The organism is Enterobacter sp. JBIWA003 (genome assembly GCF_019968825.1).
GTDB classification, from domain to species: domain Bacteria; phylum Pseudomonadota; class Gammaproteobacteria; order Enterobacterales; family Enterobacteriaceae; genus Enterobacter; species Enterobacter quasiroggenkampii.
The window spans coordinates 130436-150626 of the sequence record NZ_CP074171.1 but is presented as its reverse complement, the minus strand read 5'-3'; the positions used below and the strand labels follow the sequence as shown (position 1 = coordinate 150626).

Below are 20191 nucleotides of genomic sequence, written 5' to 3'. Positions count from 1 at the left end.
ACTCTAATCAGACTCCAGAGTGTACTCTAATCAGAGTCTATGTAGAGTCGTCGGCGACTCTGTTTCATTATCCGGCGTTAAAATTACCATAACATTTTCCAGATAACCATTTGAATTTAAACAATAATCATGCAAGATGCAATCTTGCGACGGGTGTGGGGATTTTGAGGTGAGAAGCAGGCTATTGTGAAATAGCCTGCCGGGATGGGTTCAGGTATTACCGGGAGAAGGTAATTTTAATTATATTATTATTTTCATTCACCTACAGGCAAACCACCTCAAACTGTTCAACATAACACCATAAATTATGTCTGGCATCATTCGGAGATCACTGCAAAGATTTTGGTTGGCAGTTTTCAGTTTTTTTTACTGCTCTGACGCTCTTGCAGCCTTGCTTTTATCCACAAGCCTAATCCAAGAGTAAAACCTATAGCTACTCCTTTTTCTAGCGAGATAAAAACGGTCTCTTTCCAGTCAAATAAAAATGAACCGATTTTGAGAAAAACAAAAACAGTCGCTAGTAAACGACCTAAAAAGACTATTATTATAAAGATGAAAATATTACACCCAACAAATATTAAAAACTGAGTTAGATTATTTTTTCTCATCTTGCTTACCTGCTTGATCAAGCAACTCTTTTGTTCCATTACCGAATACTTCGCTTATAGCAGAACCACCAACCGTACCAGTTAAATCTGCTGTAGTATCTTTAACGATACCAGCTGCTTTATCAGTAATTACTTTACCTGCAGCGCCACCGACCACACTCCCGAAGCCAGCCCCAATAACCGAATTCGTCGGGTCTTCTCCTTTAATCCCACTCCCTATTGCAGCACCACCCATATTGATAGGGGTCGAGACGATAATACCTTTTCCTGTTGTCGCTGCTGCTGTTACGCCAGCCATTATCGCATCCACATAACTGAAGGGGTCTTTTCCTGCAAACTGAGCGGCAGAGTTAACTCCAACACCAATTGCGGCATTAGCTGCCATACCTTTCACTGTAAGTCCCAGCACGCTGCCTCCGAACATTACAGGCGCATCACCAATACTGGCGTTGGATTTATGATAACCCCAGGTGTTCATGATGCTCTGGGCTTTAGACATGGCTTCGGAGTCAGGATCTCGTTTCATGTAATCCTGACCAGAGAGCAGACCTGTAACCAGTTGCTGTGCTACCGCTGGCCCGTAAGTATTTTCCATTTCAGAGGCATAAACACGCAGATACCCGGCCAGTTCAGCACGCTCTGTGCTGGTCATTTCTGAAGGATCTTTGGTGAATTTGGATACCAGAGCATCACTGCGTTTATCGGCATTTTCTAATTTCAGCAGGTCATTAGCCGCTTCCAGTGATTTATCGCCGTTCCTGATTTTCTCAATGGCTTTGTCGAGTTTGTCTGAGGATGTGGCACCGAGGAAGTTATTCTCAACAGCGTTCTTACCCGCCAGTGCCCCCGCAACAACATTAGCACTGCTATCACCCACTACGCCACCAACCAGTCCTGCCGCCAGGGTACCCAGCGCACTGATGGTCTGACGTTGTTCTTCCGTCAAGTCGTTGCGGTCGATACCGGGGTACATCTGTTGGGCGATAAATTCCCCCATCACTGCGCCGCTGGCTCCAGCCAATGCACTGTTGCCATTGACCGCAGCTGTCACCGCACCGAGAACCGCGTGGGCCATCAGGTTGGCCTCGGTGTTCACTATCTTGCCGTCCGCACTGGTGGTCATATTGTGGATGACTTCCGCCAGATACGGTGCACTGGCTCCCGCCAGGGCTTTAGCCATATCACCGCCTGCAAGCCCCTGAATGGCCGCCGTTGCCGCCTGGATACCTTGCTGTAGTGCACTACCGGTGCCATATTGCTTCATGGCATCTTTATACTCTTTGGTTTCACGAAGTTGCTCAGTTGTCTTGTCCGGGTACTTCTCTTTCGCCGCTTTCAGCCCGTTGATATCCCCCTGCGTCCGGGCAATATCTGCCGCCTGGCTACCGATCTCACCGATCAACTGTGCTTCCCTTAACCGGTTCTGTTCTTTCTCTTTATCAAAGATTTTGTTCAGACCCGGATTCGCATTCTCGACATCACGGCTCAGCCCAGCCACGTCTTGCTTCTGGTTGGCCTGGTCACGAATGGTGATGGTGCCATCACTGACTGCCGACTGGGTTGTTGAACTGGCGCTGCCGCTGCCATTCACCCCGGTCAGGAGACCATTCGCCATATTCCCCGCGAACTGCCCGCCGATGCTACCACCCGAGCTGATACCCACACTCTGATGCTCAACGTCGTACCTGGCCTTGTTCTCGATGTTGCTGAAACCCAGCGTACCGGTATCCAGTTTATTCTTGTCCGCTGTGGCGGTAGAGCCGATAACTGCCCCGTTGAGTTGGGTATGCTCACCCACGGTAATGTCGAAGCCACCTTTTCCGGCGAACACCCCGGTCTGCTCCTGCACCGCATCGTAAGTGGAGTGCATCCTGTCACGGCTCAGATTGACCGAACCACTGGCAGAACCGAAACCGACGCTACCGCCTGCGCTGGCGTTCTGCTGCTTCGAGTCGTAGTTGTCGCTGTCGCGCTCACTGGTTAAGGTCAGGTTGCGGCCCACATCCATCGTCACCTTCTCACCGCTCACCTGTGCTCCTGTGAGGGTGGTGTCGCGGCCGCTGGTGATATTGAGGTTGTTACCGGCGTTCAGCGTGGTCTCGGTATGGGTCAGCATATTGCCGCTTTCCGAACCTTTTCCCTTGTTCACGCTGGCATTCAGCGTCAGGCCGTTCTTGCCCTGGCCGAAGTTCACACCCACACCCACCGAGCCACCCTGGCTTTCGCTCCTGCCATCCACCGTCTGGGTGTTCCGGGCTGAAAGCAGATTGACGTCCCGCGCCGCATTGAGGTTGATATCCTTCCCGGCCTGCAACTGGCTGCCCTGGACATTGATATCGGTGCCGGTCGAGCGGATGTTCAGATTGTTGCCTGCGGTCAGGGTGCTGCCCTGGCTTTGCGATTGCACCGTAGTCTGCTCAGATTTTGACGACTGGCTGCCCCAGGAGAGGTTCAGCCCCACCAGGCTGGTATTTTCATCTCCGGCGTTGTGCACTTCATTCGCCTGCGCCGCCTGTACCCCGCTCAATGCCGCTTTCATCCCCTGCAAGGCAGCGAGACGCCCGTTACTCTCCTTGCTGGCGTCACTGGCGCTCGATACTGCAGAACTCACGGCACTGCCCACCGTACCGGACAGCGCCAGCGTCAGGCCACTTTGCTTCTGCTCCACCACATGCTTCCGGGTGCTCTGATTTTCTGCGGCAAGGACATTAACTTCCTTGCCGGTCAGGTTGATGTCTTTTCCGGCCAGCACATCAGAACCCTGTACCGTCAGGCTATTACCCGCATTCAACGTGACATTCCCCTGGGTGCTGCCCACCGTGCTGCCGACGCTGGTCCGGGATTTGCCATCATCGGTGGTTTTGGTGTCACTGGTGCCGTAGCTGAAGCCAATGCCGCCAGTGCCGGACAGGCCGCTTTTCTTCTCCTGCAGCATATGGGTTTCATCGCGCTGTTCGGTCGCCGCCTGCAGGTTCAGGTTGTTACCGGCGGTTAAATTGACATCCTGCGTAGCCGCCACGCTGCTGCCCGTGACGGTTAAATCACGTCCAGCCTGCATGCTCACCGTGTCGCCGCTCAACTGGCTGCCATTGACAGTCTGCTGGCTAATGGTGTCCCGCGACTCGGTGGTGGTTTTCGAGAGCATGCCGCTGCTGCCGGTCGCCTTGTAATGCTGGTCCAGCGTGTTGGTATCAACGCCATGCTGAATGTTGATATCGTTACCTGCCGCCACACTGAGCTTATCACCGGCAGAGACGTTGCCTGCGGTGATATTCACATCTTGTCCGGCTCCCAGTTGCACGTTACCTGCACCGACGATTTCACTGCCGACCTGCTGGCTGCTGGAGTGGTGCTGCCAGTTGTCGCCCCAGTTGAGGTTGTCTGTGCTGCCGGTAGTCACCGTATTGAGGTTGAGATCACGCCCTGCCGTGATGGAGGTGCTGCCGCCTTCCCCGCTATTCACAATCTGCGCCGCCGTCAGATTCACATCGCGCCCTGCCTGCAATGCCAGCGTACCATCCGGCTGCTGCACATATAGCCCGGCGACGCGATCCAGCGTAGTGCGTGCAAAATCGCCACCGGCGCTCTTGGCGCTGCGGGTGGTGGTGGTGGCGTTGATATCCCGCCCGGCGGTTGCGGTGAGGCTTTGTTGCCCGGCGATCACCCCACCGACATTACTGATGTCGGTCCGCGCCTTCAGCGCGACATCGTTCCCCTGGATCAGGCCGCCCAGGTTGCTGATGTTTTCTGCCAGGATCTGCGTACTTTGCTGGCCGTTGATGCGCCCACTGTTAGTCAGATTGCCGCTCAGGTTCAGGCCGATGGTTTTTCCGGCAAGCAGTGCGCCGCTGCCATCCAGATCCCCTGCCTTGACGGAGGCATACACCTGTGGCACCAGTACCTGACGGGTACTTCCGTCCGGCAGGGGCACGGTCTGCGCCACCATCCAGACGATATCGCCCGTCAGCAAGGCCATCTGTTCAGCGGTGAGCGCCACACCCAGCGTCAGATTGTATTTCTTGCCGAACTCCACCCCGTTGTTCATCAGGGCCTTGTACTGCTCTTCGTCGTTCTGGAAGCCGTCGAGGTAACGGTTACCGCTCAGAGCGATCACCTGTTCACGGATCAGCCGCTGCTCGTAATAGCCATCCCCCAGGCGTTTCAGCACGTTGTTCGGATCGGTGGTGAAGGCGTTCATCATGTAATCCGAGCCCAGCCACTGTTTCTTGTCCGTGAAGCGCGGATCGGTTTCCACCAGATACGGGCTGCTGTCCGGTCGTACCCGGAACAGGCTGTTGTCCGGCAGGCGGGTGTTTGGTCCCACCAGACGCACCACCTTACCGGAGTCCCCGAGGTTCACCTCGAAGGTTTTGCCTGCTGGCAGAGTAATCGCCCCCGGCACCACCGGCAACAGGTTACCTGCGCCCGGCCCGGCAATTGGCGTGGCATTAATGCCCACTGCCCCCTGGATATCGCCATTAATATCGGCCTGCTGCTGGGCATCAATCACCAGATTGCTGCCCTGGCTCTGGGTGTATTCTGCCAGCGTACTCGGTTTCAGGGTGATGGCCTGGATCACCGTCGGTGGTTTATAGGCGGTCACATCGACATTGGAAGAGTCTCCGCCTTTACTCTGATGGCGTGAATAGTAGGTAGCGGTGCCCACATCGTTGATCTGGCGGTTGGCCTCCACCTCGACGTTATTCAGCGATCCGCCCTGGAGCGCCAGTGCCCCACCGGCGATGATCTGGCTCTTGTCATTCAGCACGCTGCCCGCATTGATGCTGAGATTGCCCCCGACCAGGATTTTGGCAGGGTCAGACTCTTTCACCCGATCTTCTGTGATGGTGCGGGTGTAGTCGTAGCGGGTAAAACGGTCTCCGTCGGTGGTGTGGCAGATCACCCCTTCGATACACAGGATATTGACTTCGTCCTTGTAGATATAAATGGTGTAGTCTTTGTCGTTATAGCGCACGCCGTTATTCAGACGCGCCACTTCGTACTCGGAAACGTGCTCCTGGGAAACCAGCACGCTTTCCAGCGAGAAATGGTCATTGATGTTGTTGATTTGCGCGATATTGAGCGCCATATCCCCGGCAGATTCAATAGTGGAACTGTGGTTGTTGAGTACCCCGCCCTGGCCGATGGCCTGATAGCTGCCATCCAGCGCCCCGCCAATCGTCATAAAGCCGTCGCTGTAAATCAGCGCATGGTCGTAGTTGTTGAGGGTGCCGCCCCCCAGATCCAGGCGCTGACGCGCGGCAATCGTCGCCGCCTGGCCGTTCTCCGCCTGGTTGTTCAAGGTTCCCGCCTGGATAGCTAACGCATCGCCATAAATACGGCCACTGCCGATATTGTTGACGGCGGTGCTGTTGAGGCGGGTATAAAAACCGTCAATCAAGCCATAGTTGGTCAGGGTCTGGGTGGCGGTGAGTTGCGTGGTACCTGCGCTGATTTCCGCAGCGGTACTGTTGAACAGGTTGGTGGCGACCAGATCAAGTTTGTTACCCGCCTGGATCAGCGACCGGTTGGTCAGAGTACCCTTGGTGGTCAAGCCCAGGTCATGACCTGCCTGGACTGACCCGGTATTGAAGAAATCCTGCACCAGCGTGAGCGACATGTCCCCCAGCGACAACAGCGAGCCGTCGCCGGTCAGAGAACCACTGGTGAGATTCAGTTGCTGACCCGCTTCCATGGCACCGGCTCTATTGGTGACTTGTTGGGCCAGGGTGTGCAGGCTATTCTGCGCACTCAACAGCCCCGAGGTGTTGTTCAGGCTGCCGCTCAGATTAAGCGTCAGCGCATCATCGACGCGCAATGCACCCTGGCTGTTATCAACATCCTGCGCACTCAGCGTCAGGCTGCCGCCCTGGATGCCATTTTGTGCACCGAGGGTATTCTGGTTGAGAATAGTGGCAGCGTTCAGGGTGACCTTCAGTGCCCCCTGGATCAGCCCGGCCCTGTTGTCGATAACGGACTGAACCGCGTTAAGCGCCATATTACCCAGCGCCTGGATCTGGCCCTGCTGGCTATTGATGTTGCTGGCTGTGAGATCCAGTGTCCCTTTACTGAACAGGTTACCCTGCAGGCTGTTATCGAACGCGGCGGTATTGAGCGCCATCGCCCCGCCGGAAGCCAGCAGCCCATACTGGTTATTCGCATCTGCGGAGGTCAGCGACAGGTCACCCTGCGCACTGAAGGTGCCGTGCTGGTTATCCAGCCCGTCCCCCTGAGTATTCCACTGTAAATTCTGCCCGGACTGCAAGGTACCCCAGGCGTTATTCAGCGCCTGCGTCAGGGCATTGATACTGCCCAGTGCAGCGATCTGGCCCTGTTGGTTATTGACGGCCCCGGAGGTCAGGGTCAGTTGCTGATTACCGATCAGAACACCCTGCTGGTTATCCAGCGCAGCGGTTTTAAGCGTCAGCGAACCCTGGCTGGTGATGCCCCCCTGGTCACCGCTGCGGGTGTTGATGAGGGTCCCCCCCTGGGTGTCAATCGCCAAATCAGCAGCGCTTTGCAGCAAGCCGCCGTCATCGTTCAGGAGCCCGGTGTTAAACAGTGACAGATTACTGAGGGAAGCCAGTTGGCCGCCCCGGTTATCCAGTAAGCCGGTGCGCAGTAACGTATCGCCACCGCCCACCAGTTTGCCCTGACGGTTATCCACTGCACCGCTGGCAAGCGATAGCGCGCCAGTTGCGCCGATCAACCCACCTGCCGAGTTGTCGAGTGTCTGGCCGTGCGTGTTCAGCGTCAGTACCGCACCGGACTGAATGTTCCCCGCCTGGTTGTTGAGAACGCCGCTGCTGAGCGTCAGCCCCTTGTCTGCCAGGATTTTGCCTGCGGCATTATTGAGTGTGCCGGTCCGGGCATTCAGGGTGCTGGCAGCAATCTGGCCGTTGCGGTTGTCGAGGTTGCCGGTCGCAAGCTGCATATCACCTGCGCTGACAATGCCGCCCTGTGCGCCGCTGTTGCGGTTCAGCACCTCGGCTCCGCGACTGTTCAGACTCAGGGTGGAACCCGCCTGCATCAGCCCACCGGTGTTATCCACCGCACCGCTGAGCGAGATCAAACGACCATCGGCGGCAATCAGACCATCGCGGTTGTAGAGCGCACCGTCCAGGGTCAGCGTTACATCGTGCTTGTCGGCAGCAATCAGCTGGCCTTGCTGGTTGTTCAGGGTTCCCGCCGTCAGCGATAACGCACCGTTGGAGAAGATTTCCCCTTCCTGATTGTCGAGCAGGTCGGTAACATTCAGGTTCAACGTGCCGCTGCCGGTCTGAGTCATCTGCCCGCCACGGTGCGACAGGCTACCGGCATTAAGGGTAATATTTCCCGCCTGGGTGGTGGTGTTATCCAGTTGCAGTTGGGTACCGCTGAGCGCCAGACTGCCGTTGGACAGTACCGCGCCCTTATCACCGTTCATCTGTGTAGCCTGAATGATCAGCGCACCGTCACCAGCATGCACAAGGGTGCCTTGCTGGTTGTTGAGATTCGCCGTGTTGAGCGTCAGGTTTTTACTGTTGCTGGCGATAGTACCTGCACGGTTGTTGATGCTGCTGACGTGGGATAGCGTCAGATCCTGCTGCTCGAGCTGCTGCACGGTACCCTGCTGGTTAGACAAGCTATTGGCAGTCAGGGAAAGCTGGTCGGCACTGAGTTTACCGCCGTCGTTATTGAGCATCCCGCCGGTACGTGCAGAGAGTGTTTGTGTGGCCGCCAGATTGGCCCCGGCGGTGCGGATATCACCCACCGTGGCCTGGAGAACGATGTTGTTGCCGTAGGTCTGGCTGCCGCTGAAATCCAGCGCGGTGCCGGTAGCGGACAATTGCCCTGCTGCGGAGTTCTGGCCGTTGGCGTTGAGCTGACCCTGGCTGTTGAGCGTCAGGTTACCGCTGCTACCGAGTTTCCCATTGCTGGCCATCCCTGCTGCCAACACCCCTTGTGCGGTGCTGTTAATGCTGGCTGTGGTAAGTGTGGTGTTGCCCTGTGCGGCCAGAATGCCGCTGTTGGTCAGTGCGCTGCGGCTCTGCACCTGGGTATCTGCCCCGGCGTACAGCTTGCCGCTGTTATTGATATCCCCGGTGGTCGTCACCTGGACGGCCTGAGAAGCGTTAATCGCCCCGCTGTTGGTGAGCATCCCATCCGCATTGACCACCACGTCACCAGCGATGGCATTGAGCGCCCCGGCATTGTGCACGCCCACCCCGGCCTCGGTGCCCAGCAGGCGGATTTTATTGGCGTACATGCCGCCCAGTTGTGACACATCCACCGCCACCTGTGGACGGGGGTCGCCGTCAGCGGTCTTTGCTGCGACAGTTTGATGTGCGGCATCCACCTCGTTGCGCCCGGTGGTCACCGCCAGATCGTTGGCCCACAGCCCGGCATTGATTTTGACCGAACGCGCAATCAGATCGGTATGATCCTGCAGGCTGCTGTCCAGCCCCTTGCCCTGTATGACGATTTCACCGCGTTCGACGTTATAGCCGGTCAGTTGGCCGTTGGTCATCTGCGCCTGACCGGTGGTGAGCGTGGCGCGGTTGGCGTTGATAAATCCACAGCCGCTACAAGTAATACCTGCCGGGTTGGCGATCACCACCTGCGCTTTCTGCCCGGCCACTTCGATAAAACCGTTCAACTGGCTTGGGTTACTGGCATTGACTTCATTGAGAATGACTTTGGCTTCGCCTTTTGCCAGCCACGGGTTGGCGGTGACCATGCCAGCGATCTGGGTCTGGGTGTTGAGGTGGCTGTTATTGAGCACCACGCCCTTGTTATCGATGTCGAACTGACTGTAGACGTTGCGCGAAACGCCCTCTGCGCTTGGCGTCTGGATATTGACCTGTGGCGTGCCGTTGGCACTGCTGATAATGGTCGGCTGCTGGTTACCCGGTGCACTGCCATCGGCCACGATGTTGGCCTGCACCGGCTGTATAGCCCCCAGGGCCAGTAGCACCGCAAAACTCAGTCCATGAACTTTACCTATCATCTGGCTGAGGGTATGACCGGTACCCGACGGCGACGATGCGGCCCCCGCACGGCCAGCCCCGGCGATATCGGGCACCACCATCAGCATGCCACGGGCGGTATTAAAAACGATACGATAGAGATTCTTGTTCACGGTAACATCCTTGACCGGTCTTGCGGGTATTCGGGAAGAGAAACAGATAATGGGTTGGCCACACGCCAGGCGCGGGCCTGTGGGTGACTGACCTGGTCACCCTTGAAATTCATCACGCGTTTACCGCGTTGTGCACCACGGTGATAAAGGGAACGAAAACAGTGCTCAGGGAACAGCACGGCCCCTACCAGGCGGCGCATCACCCGGACATCGCCAAACGGCGCGATCCAGTCACGGAGCCACAGGCGATCGCCGCTGGCCCAGTCATCTTCCTTCACCAGAATGGCCGGTTGCGTGAGATAGCGCGCTTCCGCCTCCGCGCTCAGCCACATCCAGCTGAGGAAAAACAGCGGCTGTGTACCCCGGCTGACCAGCATATAGTGCTGGTGTTTGATAATCGGCAACAATACCGTGGGCAACGCATGCAATGGCAGATCCCGGTGCTGTGACGAGTGCATCCACAGCCACACGGCGGCCCCGAGCACCTCGGCTTCACTGAGATCCCCACCTAACATCAACGGCGCATGGACGTCATAAGCACCTGTCTGCATAGTCCTGCCCTCAGAAATCCCAGTTCAGGGTAAAGCCCAGCGTCAACGGGCTGGTCTTGAAGCCATCCGGTCTGGAGAGCGGTACACCGGCAAACAGATCATAACGCGTCTTTAAGGCGCTGCCGCGCATACCGAGCACGCTACCGGCCAGGTTGGTTCCCGCCAGGTTTTCGGTGCCACGGCCGCTGACGTGACCGTAATCTGCCCCCAGATACAGTTCCTGGTTCGGCACTGGCGTGCTCCAGGCCAGCTCATTGCGCACCGACCAGCCCGCACTGGCATTGAGAGTACGTTCTCCGTCAAAACCGCGCACCGTAAAGCGGCTGCCGATGGCAAACTGGTCCTGCGGCGTCAGCGGGGTGCTGCTCATCTGGCGCTGATACTGAACGTTGTAACGGAAGGTCTGTTTGCCCAGCGCAAACGGCACATTAAGTTGGCTGGAAAGCTGTATAATCTTGCTAAGTGCAGTGGCATCGCCATACGACTCTTCCGGCGCAGGCAATGCCCCGAACCAGCGGGTGCCACGCTGATAGCTGATACCGGCGTCCAGTGTCGCCTGCTGGATAAAGTGGCGGTGTTGCAGCCCCATACGCCAGCCTGCAGTGCGGCGGCGCTGTACTTCCACTTCGGTGTCATTGATGTAGTTCTTCGACCCGCGCGTCAGGATATCGTAGGTGAAGGTAGTTTTCTGATTGCTGCTACGGTGCAGGACGCGGCTCAGTTGCACCGTCAGGTTCTGGCTGTCGCCGCTGTAACGGTAATCGCTATTCAGCCCGGCCACGGTCTGGTGATAGTTGTAGTCGTTGGCAGTCACCGACAGCATCGCGTAGCGGAACGGCACCGAGTAATGGGCGGTGAGGTTATTGCTGCCCTTGTCATTACCGGGTTGCAGCGCACGGGTACCGGAGATGTAGAACAGGTCGCTGAGCGACAGCGGGTTATCCAGCGAGAAGGTCAATCCGCCCTGGTAACGCCCGGTACTGCGGGTGCCGGAATCGTCCAGCGACGCACCCAGCCGCCATATTTTGGCCTGCTGCCAGTTGAGCTGAATATCACTTTCGCCGGGTTTTTCACCGGGGACAATTTCCATCCTGGCCTGTACGGTCGGCAGGCGCTGCAGGTTCTCCAGGCCTTGCTCAATGCCGCGCAAATCCAACAATTGACCGGATCGCGGCGGGAACGCATTGAACAGCGTGATATAGCTCCCGCTGTCCGGCGTCAGTTTCACCTGACGGATGAAACCAGGCAGGATGTTCAGCTTCAATGTCCCTCGTTTTAAGTCTTGCTGCGGGGCCAGCACGCGGGTGGTGATATAGCCGTGGTCCACCAGGCGATTCTGCATCGTGCTCATCAGGAGATTGATGCCCTTGCCGCCCAGACACTGGCCCTGCGTCTGATTGGCGATGCGTTGTAACGGTAACCAGCGTGGCAAGGCTTCCTGACCACTCAGTTCCACGCGATCGATATTGAAGCAGGTTTTTTCTGTGGGGAAAACAAGATGAGAGGGAGAGGACGCTTTCTCAGAAAGACGGATATCCGGTGCTTTTGGTGTAAGAGCCTCGTCTCGGGCTTTTTGCTGCTGCTCCTGCAGCTGAAACTGCCGTGTGGCATCCTGTTGAAGCAGGTTTTGCAGGATAAAAGGTTCATCGCCAGTGGGTGCCGCAGAGACGGGGACAACACCGGACAACATCGCTGAAATACAGACAACACAAAAAGAATGCTTACGTATCCGTGAGCGACGCTGAACATCCATGTCGATATAACCCTTACACAATCGCATTATCTTTTAAAATGGAAACAAAGGACTGAATATAACCGATATGGCTGCATTGATTCATTCCATAAAAACCTTTGTTATTCAGTAAAATAACGCAAAGCAATCGTCTTGCAAGGAGGGTTTTATGCTGCCATTCATGGCGGTAACTGCCACATTCCCTCCGTAAAAAGTATATCTGACCAGTCAAATGCGACCATACCCCCCTGAAATGAAGGACAGACATCTTTTCTGGATGCAGGGGCTGAACACCGCGGTCAGGCGTAAGATGGTGCTGTCGTCCTCTGTTTCGCGTACCACCACGATATCCGGTGTGATGGTGTAGTCGCTGCCGAGAGCTGCCGCCAGTTCTGGAGCGGCCTTGGAGGACCGGTGAACTAAGCAGCCTGTCGGCTGCAAATTGCCCCCCCCCGCCATCGGTCAACCGCTAGCTGCTCAACGACCTCTGCCGCCTCGCCGTCGATAATCTCCTGTACGCCGCCGGCAAAAGGGCACTGGATATCGGTATTTTCTGCGCGATTCACACTTATGGGCGTCGTCTGAACAGGGACTGGCGCAGCGCGTCATCCTCACACGCAACCTGCTGGGCATGCTGCGCAATCGGGAATTGGCGCAGGGTGCCAAGGACATTGCCGCCGAAACAGGTCTGGAGCATCTTCCGGTGGCCGATAGGCAGCGCGTGGCCGGCATCTACCGGCACTCCGTCATGCTCGCCAGCGGGCGCTACGCGATGCTGGACGATGGCATGGGATTCAGCCTGGTTCCGTGGCGGCCAGTGATCGAACAGCGGCTGGGACAGCAACTTGCCGCAACAGTGCGCGGCGGCGGCGTGTCGTGGGAGATTGGACGGCAGCAGGGGCCGGCCGTTGGTGGCTAGTTTCCAGATGACGCGGCAAGCCGTCTCATGTCCCCAGCTCATCAAATTTATATTTGACTGATCGTTCCATTATTGGCTATAACCTCAGCGAGGTCACGCACCTGCACACGCAGACCAAGTATTCAGAGTTACGTCATGAGTGGAAGACCCCGGGAATTCGACGATGAAGCCGTCATTGAGGCGGCTATGGACGTGTTCTGGTCGAACGGCTATCAGGCCACTTCGTCGCAAGAGCTGGTCGAGCGTACCGGCCTTGGACGCGGCAGCCTCTACAACGCCTTCGGCAGCAAACAGGGGCTGTACCACGAGGCACTCAAGCGCTATCAGGAACAGGGCATTCTTGCGCAGTCGCAGATTCTAAATGACCCCGGCGCAGTCAAGGAGCGCCTGCGCAGCCTCATGCTGTGGGGCATTGAGGGCGACCTTGATCCGGTCAAGCAGCGCGGTTGCATGGCGCTGTTCGCCGCTCTGGAGCGTTCCAGCAAAGACCCGGTGGTCGTGCAGATCAGCCGGGGTTATGTGAATCGGCTGGAGCAGGAGCTGTGCTATTTGTTTGCCGTGGGTCAGCGCAACGGAGAGGTGTCTTCCTAGAGGTCGCCATGGTCGCTGGCGCGCGCCTTTCTGAGCAGTTACTACGGCTTGCGCGTTCTGGGCCGGTCGATGCAGGAGCGCGCGTTCCTCGAAGATGTGATGGAAGGTACGCTCGCCCTGCTGTGAGGCTCACCACTACCCTGCCGTGACAGCCTTTTTATTTCCCCAATTATGTAATGAATGTTAAAAATATGACCCCGAAATAGCCCGTCCCCTTCGTTGTTTGTCTGCTGGGCCTGACGATTTTCGCCTTGACCACAGCCGAGTTCATGGTGGCCGGCATGATGCCGTCGCTGGCGGTGGCGCTGAGCGTCTCCGTCGGGGAAATCGGCTACCTGATTTCCTGGTATGCACTGGGCATGGACATCGGTGGCCCAGTGCTGACGGCTCTGTTGTTCGCATTGCGCATTCCCGACAAGCGAGCGTTGCTCTGGTTGCTGGTTCTCTACGTGGCTGGTTCCGGGCAGCATTGGCAGCGTGGTCATGGGCATCGCCAGCCCGCCTTACCTCGGCGTATCGCTGAGTATTTTCGCCGGGCTGGTCGCTCCAGAAGCGCGCGGTCGCGCGGCGTCTTTCGTGCTGGCGGGCCTGATGCTCGCACCAGTGTTCAGCGTGCTGGCGACGGCCCTGATCGAGCTGCAGCATGGCTGGCGTACCAGCTTCTGGGCCGTGGCGTTGCTGTCCATGCTCTGCACGGCGGTGGTGGCCTCCGTGTGTCAGTCTCGAAGGGGCAAGCGCAGGTGAGCTTGAGCGCCGAGTTGCTGTCGCAGCGCAATAGCGGATTGTGGGCCGCCTATGCCACCAGTGCACTCATCATCGGCGCGACGTTCACCGCCTTCAGCTATTTATCGCCAATCTTCACCGAGGTCACGGGCTTTTCGGCCCAAATCATTCCCTGGCTGCTGGTCGTCTATGGCCTGGCCAACGTCATCGGCCGCGTGGCCGACCGTCACACTATGGCGGTGCTAACGGTCGGCCTGGGCATCCTGGCTATGGGGTTGGGCGCGTTCGCCCTGTTTGCGCACAGCGCCACGATCAGCGTGACGGCATTCCTGGTGATCGGCCTGACCGGGGTATCGCTGAATCCGGCAATGGTTGTTCGCGTCATGCGTGCTGCTTCGCTTGGGCCGCTGGTGAACACCATGCACGCATTGCTGATTACTGTTGGACTCGCGTTCGGTTCCTGGGTCGGCGGGGTAGCGATCAATGATGGTTATGGGCTGCGATCCCCCTTGTGGATAGGCGTTGCATTGGCTACGCTAGGCCTGCTGAGCCTGTCGCCTTATTTGAGATTCCGGCATTTCAGCGTCAAGCGGACGACGGATGTGTGTTTGGGAGTATAAAGGAGTTGCTATGAAGACAGATTCTTTTTCGGGAAAGAACGCGCTGGTCATTGGCGCGGGTTCGGGTATCGGGCGTCAGATCGCCATCGCCTTGGCTAGGCAAGGCGCTCGCATTGTTCTCGCAGGCCGGAGAATCGCGGAGCTTGAACAGACGGGCCGGGAGATCGATCCGGATGGGCGTAATTGGCTGGCCGTCCCGAGTGATGCAACGGATGAAGAAAGTGTGCGGTCTCTGATGGTTCAGGTGCTGGCAGGGCCGCGGCAGCTTGACATCGCCGTCAATGTGGCCGGCGTGTTCCGGATGGGTGCTGTGGACGAAACCGAAGTCGATGCCTTCAGAACGCTTCTCGATACCAATGTGATCGGCACCTGGCTCTGCATGAAACATGAAATTCTTGCCATGAAACGGCAAGGCGGCGGTGGCTCCATCGTGAATATTGCATCGAATGTCGGCCCCCACCTGATCCGACCCGGAACGGGTGCATACGCGGCATCTAAGGCTGCCGTATCCATTCTGACCCGTACGGCCGCACTGGAGGCGATCAGCAGCGGTATCCGCATCAACAGCGTCAGCCCTGGTCCTGTCGATACGCCGATGTCCTTCCGACCTGGTGAAGACCGGACTGCGCGTGACGCCCGCATGGCGCAAGTGAACCCTTCTAAGCGGGTCGCAAAGTTGGAGGAAATTGCTTCCGCCGTGCTTTGGTTGTGCTCTGAGGGCGCGGCGTACACGGTAGGACACGATTTGGTCGTTGATGGTGGTGCATCGGTGTGAAGTAACCGTAGATGGAACTCAGCGATGGAACTTCGCCATCTTCGTTGCTTTCTTGCCGTAGCCGAAGAGCTGCACTTCGCCCGCGCAGCCGAGAAACTGCATATCGAGCAGTCTCCGCTGTCACGAGCCATCAAGGAATTGGAGGAAGAGCTGGGCGTGGTGCTGTTCGCCCGTACCACGCGAAGCACGCGGCTGACCCGCGAGGGCAAACTGTTTCTGGATCATGTGCCACATGTTTTCGGTAAGCGTCACTAAATCCCCACAGTGATCTGCTACGGGGTTTAAGGCAGGGTGATTTTCCAGGGCAGCAGCGCGTCCACAATCAGCACCAGATCATTGATGCTTTTGCGGAAGTCGATATGCTCCGGATAAAGCCAGATAGCGGGTGGTTCGACAAACATCTTCATGGTGCCATCTCCCGCAGCAGGGTGGCCAGCCAGCGTGGCGGGATATCGGCGGGCAGGGAGAGGGTAGCGTTGTGTAAGGTGAGAGTGAGCCGCAGGTTTGCGGGCGGAGCTTAGATAACACTCCCCGTAGGCAGGATTGCACTGGCTGGCCCGGGCCTGTTTTCTTCTGTCCCGGGAGGGAGTGCGGAAACTGAAGGGTGTGATGGAGGCGTCGCTGGCAGAGAGTCGCAGCCAAGCATTTGAAAATGCGGAGCGCGTGATGCCATGCAGGCGGCAGAACTGTGTTTTAGTGAGGCCAGAGCGGAATTGTTCGTCAAAAAGGGAGTGCCATTCTGCGGGGATGCGGGTGTTTCTCATGAGTCTGATCCTTGTTGGTTATCGGGAACAAAATCATGGCAACATCGCGAACACAAAAACAGGTGGGGATTTAGTGACGCTTACGCTCAATCAGTGGGATGCGCTGTGCTACTACTGCGATGATGGTCTTGCGGAAGCTGGTAGAGTAGAGATGTGGCGCGGTGGTTTTAGTTCAGGCATATCTGTTAATCCACCTCTTTCGATTGGTGGTGCCTTACTGTCCTGAGCGTGACTCCGTTTCCACATCCCTCTCATCGAACCGGACTTGCGGATTTCCCGCATCCGGCTCTCTTGCAGCACATCAGACCTTCGCGTTCGGGCGGTTACGGGGAAGGTCCAGCAGGCGTATCAGTCCTAACTGCTCGTACAGGTACTGGTCGGGGTACTGGCGATATCCCGTTCCCCGCTGGCCCTTCCTTCGCTGTAACCAGATCCTGACTCGTCTCGCCGTGTAGTTGTCAATGTCACGATATATCTGTAACACCGGACCCTGACTGAAGTAACTGGACCAACCCCTGAGGAGCGGATTCAATCTTTCCGCTCTCTCAGCGGCAGGTTTGCAATTCCAGCGTGATGTTGTCTGGGCGTGTATTTCCTGTTTGAGCCGTTTGATCGCTTTCCGGGATATTGCTGTGCCCCAGTAGGGGCGCCCACCTTTGCCATAAAATCGGCCAATGGTATATCCGAGAAAATCAAAATTCCCTTCAGGTAGAGCGACCAGCCGGGTTTTACTTTCGTTAACGGTCAGCCCCAGCCGTTCCATCAGGCGCTTCATCCTTGTCATGGCCTGTTCTCCGGTTCCCCTTTTGCATAATATCACCAGATCGTCGGCATAATTGACGATCTCGCTGTTCTTCTCCCAGAAAGGAGTCCCGCTATTCCATGCCAGAATAAATCGCCTGAAATAGAGGTTTCCCAGCAACGGGCTTATTGGTGAACCCTGTGCCGTTCCACGATGAGTGTTACGGTCAGCTGTGGTCCGGATTTCGACACCCTGCCTGGTCCGTTCCACTACCGGGGCTCTGAGCCACTGGCGGATTATCCCCAGTACGCTACCATCACTTATCCTCCGGGCGATGCATTTCATCAGTTGCCCATGAGGGATCGTACTGAAGTAGTCAGATAAATCCGCATCAACGACTTCTCTGGCGAAGCGTTCAGAGATGCTAAAGTAGACTCTGCGTATGGCCATTTTGGCGTCGATGTGACTTCTGAAACCGTACTGCCGTGGGGACAGATCGGTGTCGAAAACGGGGTTAATAACGAGTAACACCGCCGTCTGAACCACTCTGTCTTTTATTGTCGGGATACTCAACGGGCGTTGTCCGCCGTTGGCTTTGGGGATCCATACACGCAACAGGGGCGAGCAACGATACTGCTTTGTGCTCAGCTCCTGCTTTAATCTTCGCAACCATTGCCCTAATCCCTGCTGTTCTATGCCAGCAAAAGACTCTCCATCCACGCCGGGGGCTCCCCGGTTGAGACGGCATCGCCTGTAAGCTTCCACGAGAACATCCGGTCGGCAAACCTTATCCCACAGACTGTGGAATTTAGCCGTTGCGTTACCCTTTGCTTTTGCCTGTAGTGTCTTCTGCAGGTTCTGAACCGATTCGAGCGGAGTTGTTAGGCTGATGCCAATCCCCGGGCTCTTCCTGCTTGGTACACTGGTACTGCAACAGGTGGCCTTCGCTCCTCTGGCATTACTCAGTCTCTTCACTACTACACCCCCATCCGCCATCCATAACAACCGACTCAGCCCCTCACGGGGCGTCGTTGCCCGTCTGCCGGACGGGCATCGTTATGGACTTCCCTTGTTGCACGATCGATCAATCGTTATGCGTGCTGTCACCACTACCCCGGTGGGTATGACCGGTGCATTTCTCACTCTCTTCCCGGTCATCGTCGGCCTTCCCCGTTATTATGGCGTGTCAGCACCCACGACGGCATTTCGAGGCCTGCTCAGTGTTCACTCACGTTACGGACCGCATAACCTGTTGACTTCCTTAAGAAGCCGTTTCAGGGAGAGCTTCAGCCCATTCGTTACCTCCTGGACCGCCCCCTGTACTTCCGGCCGGAGCGAGAGTTAGCCGGGTCGGACTTTCACCGACGGAAAGATCGTGCCTTGCAAGGCACACATAACAATGCCGCAGAACGCGCGCTACGAGCGGTCTGTCTTGGGAAAAGAACTACATCTTCTTCGGCAGTGACCACGGTGGCGAGCGTGGAGCACTGCTGTATGGTCTTATCGGGACATGCAGGCTCAATTGCATCGATCCGGAGGCTTACCTTCGCCATATCCTGAGCGTACTGCCGGAGTGGCCGTTGAACAAAGTTGCCGAACGCCTGCCATGGAACGTAGAGTTCACCAATAAATAATCGTCAATACGGTGCTCACTTAACACTTACGCATGATGGTTGTAGCAAGGGAGTCTCCCTAACGGGGGCCTCCCCGGGCTGACGCCCGATCTCGTTGTCCCGGAAGCTTCAGACCTCGCCGTTGCCAGCAACGCCTGTTCCGGTAGGCTACAGCTAATGGAATAGCTATTTTTATCAATGTAAAACAATATGTTAAACGGCTTCCTGTCGACAACCACCTCCGGCTCACCATGCTATGCTGCCTGATGGCTTTACGGAAGAAGCTTAGAGAGGCAGCAGCATCTCGTTTGCCGGGAATTACCGATACAGGGTACCAAGGATTTACCATTTTATATAATGTGTAATTTTAAATATTGCACTTTACTGATTTTATGGTAATTATATAATTTGAAAATTGCTTGAGCTGTTTTTTCTTTGCAAGAAGGGAAATATTGGAACTACGAGGTAGTTTTCAATTTATATTATTACATGTTTAAAAATTAAGTAACATCCGAATTAATTACTGCCAAGATTAATGAGAAGGTCAAGTATGAAAGAATTTGATAATAAGGTTGCATTGGTTACTGGTTCTTCTCGCGGTATTGGTGCTGCTATAGCAATTGAATTAGCGAAGAAAGGTGCTAACATAGTATTAACGTATTCATCTTCAAAAGAGAAAGCCGAACTATTATTAAATAAAATAAAAGCAATGGGTTCTGATGTAATGCTTTTAAAAATGGATGCAAAGAACCCATCAAGCATGTCTAAGCTAATTGATTCGGTTAGCGAGAAATTTGGAGGGATTGATATACTGGTAAATAATGCAGGCGTGTTTAATGCTTTTGGTTTGATAGGTGATATTGATGAGTCTGAATTTGAATTTCAGTTATCGGTTAATGTTCGTTCGGTCTTCAGTCTTACTCAGGCGGCAGTGAAAAAGATGAAACCTGGTGGAAGGATTATAAACATTAGTAGTATGGTTGGTGAGAGAGCTGCATTTCCTGGTTGTAGTGCTTACATAATGACTAAGTTTGCAATTTCAGGATTAACTCGTGCCTGGGCACTAGATTTATCTTCAAAAGATATTACCGTAAACGCCGTTTTACCAGGGCCGATCGCAACAGACATGACTGCTGGTTTGCAAGGAGCAGATCAAACGCCAGCGTTGAAAAGATTAGGTACACCAGAAGAAATAGCAAATGTAGTTGTGTTTCTTGCCAGTAGTGCTTCAACATTTATGACTGGTGCTTTGGTTACTGTTGATGGTGGTGCTAATGCATAATAATAACCTATCCCAGAAGGGATTGTCAGAATGTCTTAACTAGTAATTTCTGAAGGGAAATATTGCAGGCAGAAAATGGTGGATTATCGATGAGTTTTGGGAAAATGACATCACTTATCCTTGATGGTTAGGAAAATGAATCATCGTTTT

General features: G+C 55.7%; 11 protein-coding genes and 6 pseudogenes. 10 read left to right on the top strand and 7 right to left on the bottom strand.

Translation table 11 applies throughout. The annotated features are described in order from the left end of the window. Positions 1 to 356 precede the first annotated feature (356 nt). From KGP25_RS25230 to KGP25_RS25210, 5 genes and pseudogenes are all read right to left on the bottom strand, one after another. On the bottom strand, positions 357 to 608 hold the full coding sequence (locus KGP25_RS25230) for a hypothetical protein (RefSeq protein WP_223540625.1): 252 nt from the start codon (positions 606 to 608) through the stop codon (positions 357 to 359). Further along, positions 595 to 9729, bottom strand: a complete 9135-nt coding sequence (locus KGP25_RS25225; protein WP_223540624.1) for a hemagglutinin repeat-containing protein — start codon at positions 9727 to 9729, stop codon at positions 595 to 597. The genes KGP25_RS25230 and KGP25_RS25225 overlap by 14 nt, the downstream gene beginning before the upstream one ends. Then, entirely contained in the window at positions 9726 to 10280 is a 555-nt protein-coding gene (locus KGP25_RS25220; protein WP_223540623.1) for a toxin-activating lysine-acyltransferase, read from the bottom strand. The genes KGP25_RS25225 and KGP25_RS25220 overlap by 4 nt, the downstream gene beginning before the upstream one ends. A gap of 10 nt (positions 10281 to 10290) precedes the next feature. Then, positions 10291 to 11970 carry a ShlB/FhaC/HecB family hemolysin secretion/activation protein gene (locus KGP25_RS25215; protein ID WP_223540622.1) on the bottom strand — a complete coding sequence of 560 codons (1680 nt, stop codon included), beginning with the start codon at positions 11968 to 11970 and terminating at the stop codon, positions 10291 to 10293. Between the two features lie 351 nt (positions 11971 to 12321). Then, positions 12322 to 12426 (bottom strand): annotated as a pseudogene (locus tag KGP25_RS25210) (NgoMIV family type II restriction endonuclease); the annotation flags it as partial. 50 nt (positions 12427 to 12476) lie between these two features. Between KGP25_RS25210 and KGP25_RS25205 the strand changes: the two are divergent. The 7 genes and pseudogenes from KGP25_RS25205 to KGP25_RS25180 form a co-directional block, all read left to right on the top strand. After that, positions 12477 to 12599: pseudogene (locus KGP25_RS25205) on the top strand (IS91 family transposase); the annotation flags it as partial. Then, positions 12593 to 12931 (top strand): annotated as a pseudogene (locus tag KGP25_RS25200) (DUF3363 domain-containing protein); the annotation flags it as partial. The pseudogenes KGP25_RS25205 and KGP25_RS25200, both read left to right, overlap by 7 nt. A 135-nt stretch (positions 12932 to 13066) precedes the next feature. Further along, a pseudogene (locus KGP25_RS25195) lies at positions 13067 to 13648 on the top strand (TetR/AcrR family transcriptional regulator). A 357-nt stretch (positions 13649 to 14005) separates the two neighbouring features. Continuing rightward, positions 14006 to 14266 (top strand): MFS transporter, encoded by a 261-nt coding sequence (locus KGP25_RS26815; protein ID WP_332107299.1) that lies wholly within the window; start codon positions 14006 to 14008, stop codon positions 14264 to 14266. Between the two features lie 2 nt (positions 14267 to 14268). Then, on the top strand, positions 14269 to 14865 hold the full coding sequence (locus KGP25_RS26810) for a hypothetical protein (RefSeq protein WP_348984753.1): 597 nt from the start codon (positions 14269 to 14271) through the stop codon (positions 14863 to 14865). A gap of 10 nt (positions 14866 to 14875) precedes the next feature. Continuing rightward, a complete protein-coding gene (locus tag KGP25_RS25185) occupies positions 14876 to 15640 on the top strand; it encodes an SDR family oxidoreductase (RefSeq protein WP_143345802.1) in 765 nt (254 codons plus the stop codon). A gap of 24 nt (positions 15641 to 15664) precedes the next feature. Next, positions 15665 to 15880, top strand: a pseudogene (locus tag KGP25_RS25180) (LysR family transcriptional regulator); the annotation flags it as partial. Positions 15881 to 15921: 41 nt separating this feature from the next. On the opposite strand, the gene KGP25_RS26765 reads toward KGP25_RS25180, so the two are convergent. Next, positions 15922 to 16047, bottom strand: a complete 126-nt coding sequence (locus tag KGP25_RS26765; protein WP_282440867.1) for a hypothetical protein — start codon at positions 16045 to 16047, stop codon at positions 15922 to 15924. Between the two features lie 355 nt (positions 16048 to 16402). Here KGP25_RS26765 and KGP25_RS25175 point away from each other — a divergent pair, with 355 nt between their 5' ends. Further along, the gene (locus KGP25_RS25175) at positions 16403 to 16630 is read left to right on the top strand and encodes a hypothetical protein (protein ID WP_172621950.1); all 228 of its coding nucleotides are present in this window, start codon (positions 16403 to 16405) and stop codon (positions 16628 to 16630) included. Positions 16631 to 16705: 75 nt separating this feature from the next. Here the strand turns inward: KGP25_RS25175 and KGP25_RS25170 are convergent, their stop codons facing one another. Further along, the gene (locus tag KGP25_RS25170) at positions 16706 to 17866 is read right to left on the bottom strand and encodes a reverse transcriptase domain-containing protein (RefSeq protein WP_245405061.1); all 1161 of its coding nucleotides are present in this window, start codon (positions 17864 to 17866) and stop codon (positions 16706 to 16708) included. A gap of 675 nt (positions 17867 to 18541) precedes the next feature. Between KGP25_RS25170 and KGP25_RS25165 the strand changes: the two are divergent. Further along, positions 18542 to 18780 (top strand): annotated as a pseudogene (locus KGP25_RS25165) (transposase domain-containing protein); the annotation flags it as partial. Positions 18781 to 19309: 529 nt separating this feature from the next. After that, a complete protein-coding gene (locus KGP25_RS25160) occupies positions 19310 to 20041 on the top strand; it encodes a 3-oxoacyl-ACP reductase family protein (RefSeq protein WP_143345834.1) in 732 nt (243 codons plus the stop codon). Positions 20042 to 20191 lie beyond the last annotated feature (150 nt).

Excerpts from the sequence above, each read along its gene's own strand:
- KGP25_RS26815 (WP_332107299.1), top strand. The coding sequence starts at position 14,006 with ATGGGCATCGCCAGCCCGCCTTACCTCGGCGTATCGCTGAGTATTTTC.
- KGP25_RS26765 (WP_282440867.1), bottom strand. The coding sequence starts at position 16,047 with ATGAAGATGTTTGTCGAACCACCCGCTATCTGGCTTTATCCGGAGCAT.
- KGP25_RS25185 (WP_143345802.1), top strand. The coding sequence starts at position 14,876 with ATGAAGACAGATTCTTTTTCGGGAAAGAACGCGCTGGTCATTGGCGCG.
- KGP25_RS25175 (WP_172621950.1), top strand. The coding sequence starts at position 16,403 with ATGAGTCTGATCCTTGTTGGTTATCGGGAACAAAATCATGGCAACATC.
- KGP25_RS25215 (WP_223540622.1), bottom strand. The coding sequence starts at position 11,970 with ATGTTGTCCGGTGTTGTCCCCGTCTCTGCGGCACCCACTGGCGATGAA.
- KGP25_RS25220 (WP_223540623.1), bottom strand. The coding sequence starts at position 10,280 with ATGCAGACAGGTGCTTATGACGTCCATGCGCCGTTGATGTTAGGTGGG.
- KGP25_RS25230 (WP_223540625.1), bottom strand. The coding sequence starts at position 608 with ATGAGAAAAAATAATCTAACTCAGTTTTTAATATTTGTTGGGTGTAAT.
- KGP25_RS25160 (WP_143345834.1), top strand. The coding sequence starts at position 19,310 with ATGAAAGAATTTGATAATAAGGTTGCATTGGTTACTGGTTCTTCTCGC.